Source organism: Streptomyces sp. WG5 (assembly GCF_049974565.1).
Taxonomy (GTDB): Bacteria; Actinomycetota; Actinomycetes; order Streptomycetales; family Streptomycetaceae; genus Streptomyces.
This window is the reverse complement of sequence record NZ_JBNGGC010000006.1, coordinates 227,077-241,923: the sequence shown is the minus strand read 5'-3', so window position 1 is coordinate 241,923 and position 14,847 is coordinate 227,077. Positions and strand designations below refer to the sequence as shown.

The 14,847-nt window shown below is 71.8% G+C and carries 9 protein-coding genes; 8 read left to right on the top strand and 1 reads right to left on the bottom strand.

All coding sequences use genetic code 11. The features are described 5' to 3' along the window. Positions 1–280: 280 nt before the first annotated feature. A complete protein-coding gene (gene fusA / locus ACP4IX_RS08725; RefSeq protein WP_426517531.1) occupies positions 281–2,353 on the bottom strand; it encodes an elongation factor G in 2,073 nt (690 codons plus the stop codon). Between the two features lie 584 nt (positions 2,354–2,937). On the opposite strand from fusA, the gene ACP4IX_RS08720 reads away from it, so the two are divergent. The 8 genes from ACP4IX_RS08720 (at position 2,938) to ACP4IX_RS08685 (ending at position 14,635) form a co-directional block, all read left to right on the top strand. After that, positions 2,938–3,870: a trypsin-like serine peptidase gene (locus ACP4IX_RS08720; protein ID WP_426517533.1), complete on the top strand. Its 933-nt coding sequence runs from the start codon at positions 2,938–2,940 to the stop codon at positions 3,868–3,870. A gap of 83 nt (positions 3,871–3,953) precedes the next feature. Then, positions 3,954–4,193: a carboxypeptidase-like regulatory domain-containing protein gene (locus tag ACP4IX_RS08715; protein ID WP_426517535.1), complete on the top strand. Its 240-nt coding sequence runs from the start codon at positions 3,954–3,956 to the stop codon at positions 4,191–4,193. A gap of 100 nt (positions 4,194–4,293) precedes the next feature. After that, the gene (locus ACP4IX_RS08710; RefSeq protein ID WP_426517537.1) at positions 4,294–5,631 is read left to right on the top strand and encodes a S8 family peptidase; all 1,338 of its coding nucleotides are present in this window, start codon (positions 4,294–4,296) and stop codon (positions 5,629–5,631) included. Continuing rightward, a complete protein-coding gene (locus ACP4IX_RS08705; RefSeq protein WP_426517538.1) occupies positions 5,628–5,876 on the top strand; it encodes a hypothetical protein in 249 nt (82 codons plus the stop codon). Before ACP4IX_RS08710 ends, ACP4IX_RS08705 begins: the two co-directional genes overlap by 4 nt. A gap of 419 nt (positions 5,877–6,295) precedes the next feature. Beyond that, a complete protein-coding gene (locus ACP4IX_RS08700) occupies positions 6,296–7,405 on the top strand; it encodes a hypothetical protein (protein ID WP_426517539.1) in 1,110 nt (369 codons plus the stop codon). A gap of 102 nt (positions 7,406–7,507) precedes the next feature. Beyond that, complete coding sequence (locus tag ACP4IX_RS08695; protein WP_426517540.1) at positions 7,508–10,237, top strand: hypothetical protein; 2,730 nt, start codon at positions 7,508–7,510, stop codon at positions 10,235–10,237. After that, complete coding sequence (locus tag ACP4IX_RS08690) at positions 10,234–13,791, top strand: hypothetical protein (RefSeq protein WP_426517542.1); 3,558 nt, start codon at positions 10,234–10,236, stop codon at positions 13,789–13,791. The genes ACP4IX_RS08695 and ACP4IX_RS08690 overlap by 4 nt, the downstream gene beginning before the upstream one ends. Positions 13,792–14,269: 478 nt before the next feature. After that, positions 14,270–14,635, top strand: a complete 366-nt coding sequence (locus ACP4IX_RS08685) for a hypothetical protein (RefSeq protein ID WP_426555165.1) — start codon at positions 14,270–14,272, stop codon at positions 14,633–14,635. The last annotated feature ends 212 nt before the right edge of the window (positions 14,636–14,847 follow it).

The window sequence follows — 14,847 nt, the reverse complement described above, 5'->3', positions numbered from 1 at the left end:
CCTGCGGGATCCGTCTGGGCGGTCGGCCGGTCGGGGCGGCGGCGGGCGTGCCGAGAGCCGCCCGCAGCGTTTCGACGGCGAACTCCAGCCGGTTCAGCGACCGGACGGTAGCCGGCACGTGGGTGGGGTCCGTCCGCGCCCGCCCCGCATCGACGTCGAACCCCCACCCCGAGCGACAACGCCGGTCTTCGGGAACACAACCGGATCTCGAAGACCGGCGTCACGCCGGAGCCCGGGTCCACCGACGGCATCCCCTGCCCGGGCGGGGCAGCCCGGCCCGCTACCGCGCCGGTGTCGCCGCCGTGGCCGATGCCGGTGCCGGTGCCGGTGCGTAGCCGGTGGGCCGTGCGGTGAAGGTGCCGCGGCCCCGGGTGCGGCTGCGCAGCCGGGTCGCGTAGCCGAACAGCTCGGCCAGCGGCACGGTGGCCGTGACGACCGCCGCGCCGCCCCGCGTGTCGGAGCCGGTGACCCGGCCGCGGCGGGCGGCCAGATCACCGAGCACGCCGCCGACCGCGTCCTCGGGCACGGTGACCGTGACCTCGACGACCGGTTCCAGCAGGACCATCGCCGAGGCGCGCAGGGCGTCGCGGAGACCGAGCCGGCCGGCGGTGCGGAACGCCGTGTCGGAGGAGTCCTTCACATGCGTCTGGCCGTCGGTGAGCGTGACCCTCAGGCCGGTCACCGGGTGACCGCCGAGCGGACCCTGCACCAAGGCGTCCCTGCAGCCCGCCTCGACGGCCCGGACGAACTCCTGCGGCACGCGTCCGCCGACGACGGCCGAGCGGAACACGAAACCGCCCTCGTCCGCGTCCCCCTCGCCCCACGGCTCCACGTCGAGAACGATGTGCGCGAACTGCCCGGCACCCCCGTCCTGTTTGACGTGCCGGTAGACGAAACCGGACACGCCTTCACCGACCGTCTCCCGGTACGCCACGCCCGGGCGGCCGACGGCGATCTCGATGGCGTGCTCGCGCCGGACGCGTTCCACCGCGACCTCCAGGTGCAGTTCGCCCATGCCCGACAGCACGGTCTGCCCGGTCTCCGGGTCGGTCCGCACGGCCAGCGAGGGGTCCTCCTCGGTCAGCCTGGCCAGCGCCGAGGCCAGCCGGTCGGTGTCGGTCGAGCGACGGGCCTCCACCGCCACGTGCACGACCGGCTCGGCCACGCCCGGAGGCTCCAGGACGAGGGGAGCGCCCGGCGCGCACAGGGTCGAGCCGGCGAGGGCGGCCTTCAGACCGACCACGGCGACGATGTCCCCGGCGACCGCCCGCTCCAGCGGGTCGTGGCGGTCGGCCCGTACCCGCAGGATGCGGCCGATCCGCTCGGTGCGCCGCGTGCCCGCGTCCCACACGGTGTCTCCCTTCTCGATCGTGCCCGAGTACACCCGCAGATACGTCAGCCGTCCTGTCGGGGTGGCGTTCACCTTGAACACGAGTGCCGCCATCGGCGCCGTCGGGTCGGCGGGCCGTTCCTGTTCCGCGCCGCCGTCGGTGCCTCGTACCGGGGGCACGTCCAGCGGCGACGGCAGGTAGGTGACGACCGCGTCCAGCAGCGGTTCGACACCGCGGTTGCGGTAGGCCGAGCCGCACAGCACCACCACGCCGTCGCCGTCGCGCGTCAGGTCGCGCAGCGCCGTGGCGAGAGTGGCGGCACTGAGCGTCTCCCGGTCGCAGAACTCCTCCAGCGCGGCCGGGTGGCGTTCCGCCACCGCCACCTCCAGCAGCCGCCGCCTGCGTGCCGCCTCCTCGCGCAGGGCGTCGGGCACCGGTCCCTCCTCGGCCGTCTCCGCACCGTCGGCCCACACCAGGGCGCGCATGCGCAACAGGTCGACGACGCCGGTGAAGCCGTCCTCCGTGCCGATGGGCAGCTGCACGACCAGTGGTACGGGGTGCAGCCGCTCGCGGATCGAGGCGACCGCCGTGTCGAGGTCGGCGCCCGCCCGGTCCATCTTGTTGACGAACGCGATCCTGGGCACGCCGTGCCGGTCGGCCTGCCGCCACACGGACTCGCTCTGCGGTTCCACACCGGCGACCGCGTCGAAGACGGCGACCGCGCCGTCCAGCACGCGCAGCGAGCGCTCGACCTCGTCGGCGAAGTCGACGTGCCCCGGGGTGTCGATGAGGTTGATCCGGTGACCGTCCCAGGAGCAGCTGACGGCCGCGGCGAAGATGGTGATCCCGCGATCGCGCTCCTGCGGGTCGAAGTCGGTGACGGTCGTGCCGTCGTGGACCTCACCGCGCTTGTAGGTGGTGCCGGTGGTGTAGAGGATCCGCTCGGTGACGGTGGTCTTGCCGGCGTCGACGTGGGCGAGGATGCCCAGGTTGCGGACGGTGGTGAGAGAGGTGCTGCGCATGGCCCCGTGGCCTTTCGGACGGTCCGGAAACGGGCAGCGCGATTCCCCGGACACCCGCCGAGCGCGCGCCGTTCCCGCCGACGGGCCCCACAGGGGGGTCGGCGGGAGGCGACGGAGCGTGGTCAGGCGGGCGTCGCGGGCATCCGGTACCGGCCGCGCAGCGGGCACCGGACGGACCGGGACACCAGGATCACCGTGTACCGGGGACGGGGAGCGACGACGGCGGTGCGGTCACGCACGGCGGTCTCCCCTCACTGGTCTCGGGCGCTCCGCGGTGGGCGCCCGTCTGCTCTGCGTTCGGTGAGTGTAGGCGGCGGCGGGAGGGCGGGGCCACGCGTTTTCCGCGCCGGCGTGTGGCACGGGCCGGAGGGCCGGGGCGGGCCAGCCGTCAGGAGTGCGAGGTCCCCCACTCCCGTGATCGCGGTTGCGGGAGACCCCGGCATCCGGTATTGCGCCCGAGTGGTGATCACGACGTCACGAGTGTTACATGAAAAGCAGAGAGAGAAAGATGTCAAAATGGGTATCGGCTGACAGCCCGCACCGCTCGTCTCTCCCTGTCTGAACATTCTCTTCAGGGATTCCCCATGACACGCGATCTCCATTCCCCAGTGTCCAACCAGCTCAGCGAAACGGCGGGTCCCACCCAGGAGCGGACCGCTTTCCAGGAACCCTCCGAGGGAGAACCGGGCGCGGGGAGCGCTCTGACCCCGGACGGTCTGGAGGACGTGGGCGGTTACGTCCGTGCCACTCCCGTCGCCGTGCAGGCGGGTGAGGGGGTACCGCCGTCCACTTCCCTGCCGGACATCGGCGCGGCCTCCTTCGGCGCCGGTGACGCGACGGTCGAGACCGTCCACCTCCCCGACGACCGCGTACAGATCACGGACACGGCGGCCTACCCGTGGCGCGTCCACTGCTCCCTGCTCATCACGGCCGCCGACAACTCCCAGTGGATCGGCACCGGCTGGTTCATCGGGCCGCACACGCTGATCACCGCGGGACACGTGGTGTACATCAAGAACAGTGGTGTCCCCGGACGCGACGGCTGGGTGCGGAGCATCCAGGTCATGCCCGGCCGCAACGGCGCGACCCTGCCGTACGGCTCCGTCACCAGCACCAGCTTCCGGTCCGTCAAGGGCTGGTTCCAGTTCGGTGATCAGAACTACGACTACGGGGCGATCATCATTCCCACCCAACTGGGATCGAACACCGGGTGGTTCGGCTTCGGCGTCTGGTCGGATGCGGACCTGCTGAGCACGGTGGGGAACATTTCCGGTTACCCCGGCGACAAACCGGCCGGCACCCAGTGGTACGCCGCGCGCGGAATCAGCTCGGTCAACGCGCTGAAGGTCCACTACGACATCGACACCGCCGGCGGACAGAGCGGCAGCGCCGTTTACCGCGAACTCAACGGACACCGCTACGGCTTCGCCGTCCACGCGTACGGCGGTGCCACCACGAACTCCGGAACACGCATCACCCAGCAGGTGTACGACAATTTCGTGGCCTGGAAGGCATGAGGGCGCACAGGCGCCACGGGCCGTCACTCGGACGGAGTGCGGGGGAACCGTGCGGCGGTGGGCGCTGCCTCATCACCGGCGTCGTGCTCGACAGCGTCGGCACTCCTGTCGCGGGTGCCACCGTCCACCTCGCCGACGGGCCCGCCGCGTTCCCGGATGTCGCGGCCCTGACCGGGCAGGACGGCCGCTTCTCCTTCGCGGTGCCGGTGGAGGGCGTCTACACGGTGGTGTGCCGTGCGCCCGACGACACGGTCCGGCAGGTCTCGGCACGTGCCGAGACCGCGGAACCGGCCCGGGTCGAATTCCACGTCGGCGACGTGTGAACGGCGGACCGCACGCCTTCGTTCCGCGTCCCGCCGGCGGGCCGAGAGAAGAGGATCCGCGTCCCGCCGGAGCAACAACAGAAGAAGAGGCGAACGACAAATGGCCAACGACCCCATGGACAGCAACCGCTTCGGCGAGCAACCCGGCGGACCCAACGGCACCGTCCTGGGTCATGACGCCGAGTACACCGGCCGGTACGTTGTCCTGTTCGATGCGAGCAGTCAGGAGAGCGGAATCAGCGCGCTGAGTTCTGCCGCCGGTATCGCGCCGCTCGAGCGCGTCACGGGCACCGAGGAGGCGGGGAACGTCGCCGAACTACTGGAACGCCCCGACGTCTCGGTGCTCTTCGAGGACCTCAGCGCGGCGGTCGTCGAGGTCCGGCCCGAGCAGCGCCACACGCTGGTGCTCACCGCTGAGGCCGAACCGTCGATCGTCACGGCGGAACCGGAGCGGATGGTTTACGCGCTCCCCATCACCACGCCGCAACAGGCGCCGACCGAGTTCTTCCCCGCGTTCCGCAGCGACGAGGACGTGACCGCCCGCCACGCCAGGGCCGAGACGGCCGCGGTACAGGGCCCGTCGTGGATCGAGGACGGATTCACCTGGGGTCTGCAGGCCGTCCGGGCCCAGCTGTCCCACCTCACCGGGGACGGTGTGAAGGCCGCCGTCCTGGACACCGGTGTGGACACCGGCCACCCCGACCTCGCCGGCCGGCTGGAGGCGACGGAATCCTTCGTGCCCGGCGAGACCGTGGACGACGTCCACGGCCACGGCACGCACTGCGCCGGCACCGTCGCCGGACCGGCCGATCCCCAGCGGGGTCCCCGCTACGGCGTGGCCCCCGAGGCCCGGCTCCTCGTCGCGAAGGTACTCAACAACAGGGGCAAGGGCCCCGACGGCCAAATCCTCGCGGGCATGGCCTGGGCCGTCTCCCACGGAGCCCGGGTGATCTCCATGTCGCTCGGCGCGCGGGTGCGGCCGGGCGAGCTCTTCCCCCAGACGTACGAGACGGTGGCCGTGCGCGCTCTCGCTCTCGGAACCCTGATCGTCGCGGCCGCGGGGAACGACAGCCGCAGGCCTGTCCGGACCGATCCCGTGAGCCGGCCTGCCAACTGCCCGTCCATCCTCTCGGTCGCCGCGCTCGACAGGGCACTTGCGCCCGCGCACTTCTCCAACGGGGCTGTCAACGGCCAGGGCGGCGAGATCAACATCGCCGCGCCCGGCTGGCAGGTGCACTCGGCCGCTCCCGGTGGCGGTTACCAGGCCATGAGCGGGACCAGCATGGCGACACCGCATGTGGCGGGTGTCGTCGCCCTGCTCGCCCAGGCGCACCCCGACGCCTCCGCGGCCGATCTCTCGGCCGCTCTGGTCACCGGCGTGTTCCCGCTGGGGCAGCCCGCAGCCGACATCGGCGCGGGCCTGCTGCAGGCACCGTGAACGGGACGTCCGGGCCCACGCCGATCGGGGTCGTCGTCGCGGTGGCCCTCGACCGCTTCACCGACGCGGTCGAGGGCCTGCGGCGGGCCGGGATGACCGTCACGAGCACCCAGCCGGTCCTCGGCACGCTCTCCGGCACCGTCCCGGAGGACCGGATCGGCGCCCTCGAGGCGGTCGACGGCGTCATTTCCGTCGACCGCGAGCGCACCGTGCGGGTCCCCCGCCCCGACTCACCGATCCAGTGACGCGTGCACGGCGCGGATCCGGCCGCCGCGGGCGTGCACGGCGTCAGGCCGCCGTGATCCGACCGCCGCTACGGTCCCGCGTGTCCACGTCGATCGCTCCGGAAGCGGCACCGTGGAACCAGGTGGCCTTCTCCGTACCCCGGCCGTGCTCGTCCGGACCGACGTCACCGATGGTTCGGAGGCACCGGTCAGCGTGGTGGGAGCGGGGCCGGTGCGTTTGCGGCGGTCCCCTCGCGGTGACAGGCTGGAAGGTGCGGCGGGCCGTGCCCGGAGGCCATCCCCCACCCCTCGCCGTACAGCGTGCTCATGGCGTACGACCGCCCCAGGGCGTGACGTACTACTCCTGTCTTGGTTCCCGGATGTCGGGAGGCGGCACGCCGCGTGTGTCGGCATGCCCGTGCTCGGGAGATGAACCCATCATGGCGACCACATTCTTCACCGAGGTCGTGGACCCCTCCAACACCGCTCATGGGCAGGTCTCCCTGGCTCTTGACCCGAGTGACAACCCCTTCCTCGCGTACACGACGCCGTCCGGCGACGTCATGCTGGCCAAGAGGGGCGATACGGAGTGGCAGTGCGAACGGCTGCCCTCGGAACCGGCGGCGCACGACGCCTACCGGATCGGTCTGGCCGTCGACAGCGGGCTCAACCAGCATGTCGCCTACCAGAGCAGAGCCACGGACCGCCTGATCTACGGGGTACGCAAGGCCCATGAAAGCCAGTGGCATCTCGAGGAGGTCCCCACCTCGGCGGGGCTGTTCCCCGACCGCGTCCGTTTCCCCTCCATGAGGGTCAACGCGGGTGTCTTCAGCGAGGATCCGTTCAAGGACAGACCTCACTTCGCCTACCAGTCGCGCCTGCAACTGTGGCACGCGACCAAGGCTCCGCCGAAGACCGACCCTGGGCAGCCCGCCACCTGGAGGAAGAACGTCAACGTCGTCGACCCGGGGGGCACGGCGGAGGCAGGGTGGTTCCCGGCACTGACCTTCGACCGCAGGAACGAGACGTTGCGGATCGCCTACGTCGACGATCTCTCACACACTGGGTCGCCGGTCAGGCGGCTGCACGTCGCGACCATGACTCCTGGCACCGATTTCGTGGGGCAGGAGGACAGTTGGCACATCCAGGTGCTGCACGGGGGCCAGGTCTCCGGGGAACTCCCGGCGATGGAGCACTCCATCACCGGCGAGAGCGTCGTCTCCTACTACGAGGCCCAAGGGAGGACGCTCAACGTCTGCATCTTCGGCAACTTCCCCGAGTCGCCGGCGATCGAGGTGGTGGCCGGTGCGGTGGACAACGTCGGCGTCCGCCACTCGGCGTGCGGCATCGCCTTCCCGGCGAACATCTGCGTCGTCTACGGCTCCGGGGGCCAACTGAAGTTCGCCAGGCGTACCGGCATCGGAGCCTTCGACATCCAGGACGTGGAGGCCGGCGGCGCGTGGAGCGACCTCAAGGTCGACGGTGTGGGGAGCCTCCACGTGGCACACATCGCCGGGGGAACGCTGCGGTACGGCCTTGCGCCGGCGTAGCCGACGGACTACTGCCGGGACCGACGTGGCCCGGACGGTCACGCGCGCGGGCCCGGCGCCGAAGCCGGTGCCGGACGGTGACATCGAAGCAGGTGAGGACCAGTGGAACCGCAGAGTTTCCTGATCGTGCGAGCCGACGACCTGGTGGTCCTCACCGTACGGTTGTCGGGGTTCGAGACCGGTGACCAGGGCCCGTCCGGCCGGCCCGTCCTGGCGGCGACGGGCCCCGCGGCGACCGTGACCGTGGGGCTTCCGCCCCAGGCGATCCTGGAGCAGCCGACCGCCCCCGGTTTCCAGGCGACCGGTATCGTGCACACCGACTCGCGCCTGTCCGGCCCCGGCGAGCTCGTGTTCAGCGTGCCCGCGGGGACCATGATCGAGCTGAGCGCGGCCGGGATCCTCGGGGCGCTGGCCGACGGCCGCGCCCAAGTCGCCCCGGTCTCGGCGGTCGAGGTCCCGTGGGGACTGAAAGTGGCGCCGCTGGCCCGGACCCAGGGCGCCGAGGTGGTGGCCGGGCACGCGGCCCGCCCCGTGGTCACGCCCGGGTCGGGCACGGTGGTCCTGTGGTCCATGCCGCTGCGGGCGAGCGACGCGACACCGGGTGACGCGGGGCTGACGATACTGCCCTCGTTCGTCGCGGACAGCGGCATCGTCGCCGAGAGCCCCTTCCAGAGCCCCTCCCTGGACGGGTGGCGGGGCGACATCGTGTCGTCCAGCCACACCGTCTCGCGGCCCCTGGCGACCCGCCTCGAGCTGACCGCGCTGGGCGGCTCGCTCTCGGCCGCCGGGACGTGGCCCTCCCTCTCGTGGACCCACGAGACGGTCCTCGGACGCGATCAGAAAGTGGATGTCACCGCGCAGGGACGACTGTGGCCGTTCGGCTTCCGAGCGATCTACCAAGAGGTCACCACGCGGGAGTTCATGCCCGTGCACGACCCGCAGGCCCTCGGCTGTGTCGCGGGACTCGTCAAGAGACGGACGCTGGTGATCATCCGACCGCTCCTCGACGGGACTCGCACACCGACCTTCCCGTTCGACGAGGTGGAGATCCTGGGGCGGGAATTCCCCCTCAGCGGCACGGTGGAACCGCAGGACCGTCAGTTGTTCCTCCCCGGGGGTGCCTCCGACCCCGTGTTCTTCCCGGTCCGCTGCCGCTCCGGAAACACGGACATCGAGTTCTCCCTCCCGCTGGTCTTCGTCGGCGACACACGTCCCGGCCCCTCCTCTGCCGTACTGGAAGAGTGGCGACCCCACTCCTCGGCCCGCATCGCGGGCACCCACCTCGACATGGTCGGCGCGGGCAACAGGCCTGGAGACGTCCTGGAAGTACACGCGCTCACGTTCTCCGGCGATGACGGCGGCACAGGAAACCGTCCGGACGTCGTGAGGTTCGACGCCGTGCTGCCCGCCCTGCGCTCCCTGCTCACCGGTGCCCACGACCAGGCACGGACACTGCGGTACGCGCCGCAGCTGCGCTCCCCGTCGGATCCGTCGACGGACGTCGAGGCGACCGCCGCCGTCCCGGAGGTTCCGTTCCTCTTCGACGCGCCGGCCGGTGTCCCGGTCGACTTCACCCGCAACGCCGACCGCTCGGGAGGCCTGGTCGCCCCCCGGTTCAGCGCGGACGGGATCTCCCGGGAACTGGGGCCCGTGCCGACCGGTGTGCTGACGGGCGCCCCGAACCTGGAAGCCGCGCTGGACTCCGCGTTCGGCGGGGCCACCCTGTTCGGCTTCCCGCTCGCCTCCCTCATCGACGCCGCGCTCGCTCCCAAGCCGCCCGCCATCGTCCAGCGGCGGGCGCACGACTCGCTGTTCACCGAGATGCGGTGGGAAGGGCTCAGGCTGAAGGCGCACGGCGCCTTCCGGGCGAGGGCCACGGGCCCACCGCCCGCACTCGACCTGTTCGCCGGATGCGCGCCGGCCGCCGGCTCACCCGGCGCGCTGGAACCCGTGACGACCTGCTCCCTGAAGAACTTCACCCTCGTCCTGCCGCCGCCACCGATGGCCCCGTTGGTGAAGCTGTCGTTCGACTCGGTGACGTTCCGGCGGACCGCGGGCCACGCACCGGCCGTCACCGTCGAAAGCCCGAAGATCGAATTCGCCGGCCCGCTGAAACTCCTGCAGGAACTCCAGACGCAGTTGGAGAAGCTCATCGCGGGGCACGGGCCGACCAGCGGCGTGTCGCCCACGGGCGTCACCGTGGGCTACGAGGTCGGCATCCCGAAGGCGGCGGCCGGCCTGTTCGTGCTGCAGAACGTGACCGGTCGGATGCGGGTGGTGGTCCCCTTCGTGGAGCAGCCGGTGACCGTGTCGCTCGGTTTCGCCAGCCGGGAGCAACCGTTCGCTCTCACGGTCTCCGCGTTCGGCGGCGGCGGGTACGCCGACATCGAGATCGCCGGCGACAACGAACCACGGGTGGAGATCTCCCTGGAGTTCGGCGCGATGCTGGCCGTCGACTTCGTGGTGGCCAAGGCCGAGGTGCACGCTCTGGGAGGGGTGCGCTTCCAGCGCCATCCGGACGGTCATGTGGAGCTGGAGGCCTTCATCAGGATCGGCGGCAGTGTGGAGCTGCTCGGCCTGGTCACCGTCTCCCTCGAACTGCGGGTGTCGCTCACCTACCTCGACGGCCCCCCGAGGCTCTTCGGCCGCGCGACCGTCGTGATCGAACTGGATCTGACGCTGTACTCGGAGACGGTGACGGTCGACAGCGGCACGTTCGAACTGATCGGCGGCAGTGCCCCCGAAGCGCGCATGGACGGCCTGTCGGTCGCCGAACGGGACGCGTCGGGCTTCGATGCGTGGCGACGCTACCGGAAGGCGTTCGCGTCATGAGTGACATGCTGTGGATCCCGGTGCCGGACGGTTTCGACGGCGACGGCCCTCTCCTGCGCGTGCTCGTCGTGCCGAGGCTGGCCGGCGGCACCCCGGCCGGGCACGGGATGGCCCAGTGGCCCCCCGCCGCCCTGACCGGTGGCACCGTGCGGGTCGAGACGTTCGCCCCGGGCGGAGCCCCACCGGCTGCTCCCGACAGGCAGTTCGACCTGGTGCCCCGCCTGCACGACCAACCGGGCGTCTGGCAACGGCTCGTGGCGGGGCTGCCCGTGGAAAGCGCCGAAGCCCGGCCGGCCGGGCCGGCCGACGCCCCGCTCACCGTGTACGCAACGTCCGAGGACCTGGACGAGGTGACACACACCTTCCACGCGGCGTCCAGGGCCGAGGTCACCACCCAGCTCGGCGCCGAGTCGCCGGACTACACCGGCAAGGTGCGTGACGCGCTGCTGAGTGACCACTGGCTCGGCCCGGAAGCGCCGCGCACCGCCGCCCCTGTGGCCGGTCCGCCGGCCGACCGGCCGGGATTCAACCGGACGTTGTCGCTGCTGCGTGAACATCCCGCGGTGCTGCGGGCACTGGGCCTGGTCTTCGAGCTCCGGCTCGGTCCCGGCGGGATCGACGACCCTGCCGCCGGGACGGTGCGGGTGGTGTGGCCGGGCCGTCCCGCCGGGCTGCCCGAGATCGTGTCTCCTCGCACGGCGTTCGGCGACGGCTTCCGGCCGACCGCCACGGGCCGGGTGGAGGGAGGCATGGTCACCCTCGACCAGCGGGACGGGAGCGGGGCCCCGCGCTGGCAGGTCGCCACCGTGGACGTGGACGTGGCCGCCCAGCGGATGCGGGAAGCCGCCCGCGCGCTGGCCACGCATCCGGGCGAGCAGCCCGCCCTGCCCGCCCTTCGCTCCGACGGGCTCCAACTGGTACTGCGCGGGCGGGGCGAGGACATGGAGGAACGACGCGCCACGGGAGCTCGTACGCTCGGCTCGGAACCGGACGTCCTCACCGCCGACGACCTGGTCCTCGGTTACCGCGTCGACGTTCTTCCCGGACTCGGCGGGGACGACTGGTTCTCGCTGCACCGGCGCAGGGCCACCTACCGCGTCCACGAGCGGCGCCCCGACGGGGGCCTGTCCGACGACTTCACCACCCTCGGCGCGGGTGGCGAAGGGACCGGGGATCTGCCCGAGGAGGGGCACCTCAAGGCGAACTCCGCGGTCCAGGACGGCAACGGCCTGCACGCCGACGAGATCGTGGCCGGCTTCCGGGGGTGGAGCCTCGCCGTTCCCCGCCCGGCGTTCGACGGCACGCCCCGGCCGACACCACCGCCGGCACCGGGCACGAATATCAGCATGGCCTTCGAGGCGGAGGAGGGCACGCTGCCCCGGTTGCGCTTCGGACGTCACTACACCCTGCGGGCACGGGTGGCGGACGTCGCGGGAGGCGGGCTCGCGCCCGACGACCCGGCCGCCGGCCGGCACACGACGGCACCCGAGTTCTACGGACGCCACGAGCCGATCTGCGCCCCGGAGGTCTCGTTCCCGGAGCGGACCGACGCGGCCCGTCTCGGCCCGGGGGAATCGGTCGAGCACGTGGTCGTGCGCAGCGACCCCCTGAGGGGACTCGACGTCGGACGGTACGCCGAACTGACGGATCACTCCCTGAACGACGAGCGGGTGCTGGGTCCGCCCCGCTCCAGCCTGGCCGTCGCCGAACAGCACGGGATGCTCGACCTGGGGGAGGGCTCCGAGGCGGACCACCTGACCTGGGAGTGGGTCGGCCGCGCACTCGCCGCAGCGGCCCCGGAGGCGACGTCCGAACGTACCCGGCCTCTGCCCGACCCGGCCGCCGGCGGGATCGTGGCGGCCCGCAAGGAGCCGAACGCCCCCATGCCCACGAGGGCCTGGGAGGAGCCCTGGCCCGACCTCGCGCCCAAGACGCTGAGGCTGACCACCCCGTCCGCCGGACGACCCGTGGTCGGCTGGGAGGACGAGCAGCTCACGGTCCGCCTCGCACCCGCCGAACGGATCACGCTCGACCTGTCGACGTTCCCCCAGGAGGACATCGTCGACCACTTCGCCCTGCTCACGGCCGCCGACCCGCCGCCCCCGCAGGTCTCGGTGAACGCCCTCCGGCAGGGCCGCCACCCGATGGTCACACCTGCCCGCACCCTCGCCCTCGTGCACGCCGTCCAGCACCCGCTCAGGCCGCCGGAGACCATGCTGACCGTCGACCGTGCTCCGGACTCGACGTTCGCGGTCCTCGCCCCCCAGTCCGACGTGTTCGACCCCAGGAGCACGGCCCAGCTGGCGATCACCGCGAGCTGGCGGGACGAGGTCGACGAGGTGTCCCACGAGGTGGCCGATGTGCCGGTCGACACTCTCACCGTCGCGGCGGACGGACCGGCACGTCCGCCGACGCTGTTCCGGCAGGAGTTCGGCGACACCCGCCACCGCACGGTCACCTACACCCTCCGGGCCGTCAGCCGCTTCCGTGACTACTTCCGTGACTCCGGAAACCCCGACGACTTCACCGTGACGAGACAGCTGGCTCCCGTGGTCGTGCGCAGTACCGCCCGGCCCGCCCCCTTGGCGGTCGCCTCCACCCGCCCGGCGTTCCTGTGGAAACGGACCGGGGACCTCGAGGCGGTCGGCCACGCGCTCGTCCACGAGCGTCTGGGCAACCGCGTGCAGATCGCCCTCGACCGGCCGTGGCACACGACGGGCGCCGGCGAACTCCTGGCCGTGGTCGTGCGTCCCGGGGAAGAGGCGACCACAGAGGCACTGAAGCCCTTCGTCACCCAGGCGGGTCTCGACCCTCTCTATCCGACCAGGGGTCTACCCATGGGCGCGCCGTTCGCCCGCCACCTCACCGGTGCCGCCGGACCGGAAAGGCGGCTGCGGCTCGACGAGGCCGGCGCGGACGTGGTCGTCGTGCCGTACCAGCCGGAGTTCCACGCGGAGCTGCAGCGCTGGCTCGCAGACGTGGTCTTCACGGGAGCGGACAGCACGTCGTTCAACCTGGCCCTCGTGCAACTCGCCCTCGCCCGGTACCAGCCGAACAGCCTCGACGGCCTCTCGCTGTCCCCCGTGGTGCGTACGGACCTGGTACCTCTCCTCCCCGACCGGTCGTTGCAGGTGACACGCCTCGCCGACCGGTACGAGGTCAAGGTGACGGGAGCCGTCTCACCCGCGCCCGCCGTCAACAGGGTGGACGTGATCCTGGAGCGCTGCGCCCTGCCGGGCGGTCTCACGGCCGACCAGGTCGACCTCGTCGGATTCGGCCCCGGGGCCGACGTGCCCGCGTGGCAGAGCACCGAGCTGCGCCGGCCGGAGCCCAAGCGGGTGGGTCTCTCCCCGGCGCTCAAGGAGTGGAAGTCGGAGTTCTTCGGGCGGAGCGGCCCCGGCCCGTACCGGGTGCGGGTCCGCGAAGTGGAGCTCCTCCCGAACAAGGAGCCCCGGCCCGGCACGTTCCTGCACTCCGGCACACCGGAGGAGGTCACCGAACGGACGGTGTTCACCGAGACGGTGCTGCTGCCGGATGCCTTCCACTCCCTGTGAGGTCGCAGGGGCGCCTTCGCCACCCGCCGGGTCGACGCCGGGAGCGGGCCACCGTGCGGGAGGGGGCTGAACCCCGCACGCTGGTGCCGGAGGTCCGCGAGGACGCGGCCGGTGACGCGGCCGGTCCGCCGCTGCTCCAGCGGAACCGGGTGAGCCCGCGAACGGGTCCCGCCCCTGGGACGTCCGCACGACCCCGGCGGCACCCCGGACGTGGCCGGGAGGAGGTCCTCCGCCAGGGCGGGATCATCACTCCGCGCCTGGCAGTACACCCGGCGCGTGCACGGGCCGGGTCCTCGGCCTCGGCCTCGGCCTCGAGGCATCACGCTTCACCCGTCCGCGAAAGGCCCGCAGATGCGGCGAAAGGCCGGAGATGCGGGTGCCTTCCGGGCGCCGTACGGTGCAGTCACCAAGGTGCACTGCCATCAGGGAGATTTCCATGCACATACCTAGTGACCGCGTCGGTCTCTATCCCGTCCACGTGGAAATCGAGAGCGACGCCAATCATCGAGTGAGATTTCGATTCGACGAGTTCGTCGAGATCCCCAGTGGAGGCTCCACCTTCGCGGGGTCGTACCACTTCTTGAGTGCGGACGTCGCCGGCTTCTCCACCTCGAATCCGGTGCAGAGGCTCAAGGCCGACCTCATCGACCCTTCCGACTTTCCGCTGCCGGCCAGTGAGCCGGACGCCGTACTGAGGACGGTCTCCGACGCCCCGCCGACCTCGGCTCTGCAGGTTCACCACGTGAGGCTCTTCCTCGGAGGCTTCAGGGCCCGCGACTGGGCGGTGCGGTTCGAGACACCCGTGCACGCCTTCAATCTCGACGGGAGATGGCTGAAGGTCTGAAAGCGCTTCCCCTCCGGCGGCCCACGGCTCGTGAGGCCGACGAGTCCTGAGGCCGACGAGCGAGCCGGGCCGGGCCGCACCCCGCTCCCCGATCCTCGACGCGTCCTCGGTGAACGTCACGTCCCGCACGTCGTGCACGGCCTCGATTCGCCATTCCGGGCACGCGAGTTGCCCGATGCGCTGCTGCGATGCGTCACGCGCCGTCATGTTGG

Bases quoted from the DNA above. Each gene is read 5' to 3' on its own strand.
- fusA (WP_426517531.1), bottom strand. From the start codon at position 2,353: ATGCGCAGCACCTCTCTCACCACCGTCCGCAACCTGGGCATCCTCGCC.
- ACP4IX_RS08720 (WP_426517533.1), top strand. From the start codon at position 2,938: ATGACACGCGATCTCCATTCCCCAGTGTCCAACCAGCTCAGCGAAACG.
- ACP4IX_RS08710 (WP_426517537.1), top strand. From the start codon at position 4,294: ATGGCCAACGACCCCATGGACAGCAACCGCTTCGGCGAGCAACCCGGC.
- ACP4IX_RS08700 (WP_426517539.1), top strand. From the start codon at position 6,296: ATGGCGACCACATTCTTCACCGAGGTCGTGGACCCCTCCAACACCGCT.
- ACP4IX_RS08690 (WP_426517542.1), top strand. From the start codon at position 10,234: ATGAGTGACATGCTGTGGATCCCGGTGCCGGACGGTTTCGACGGCGAC.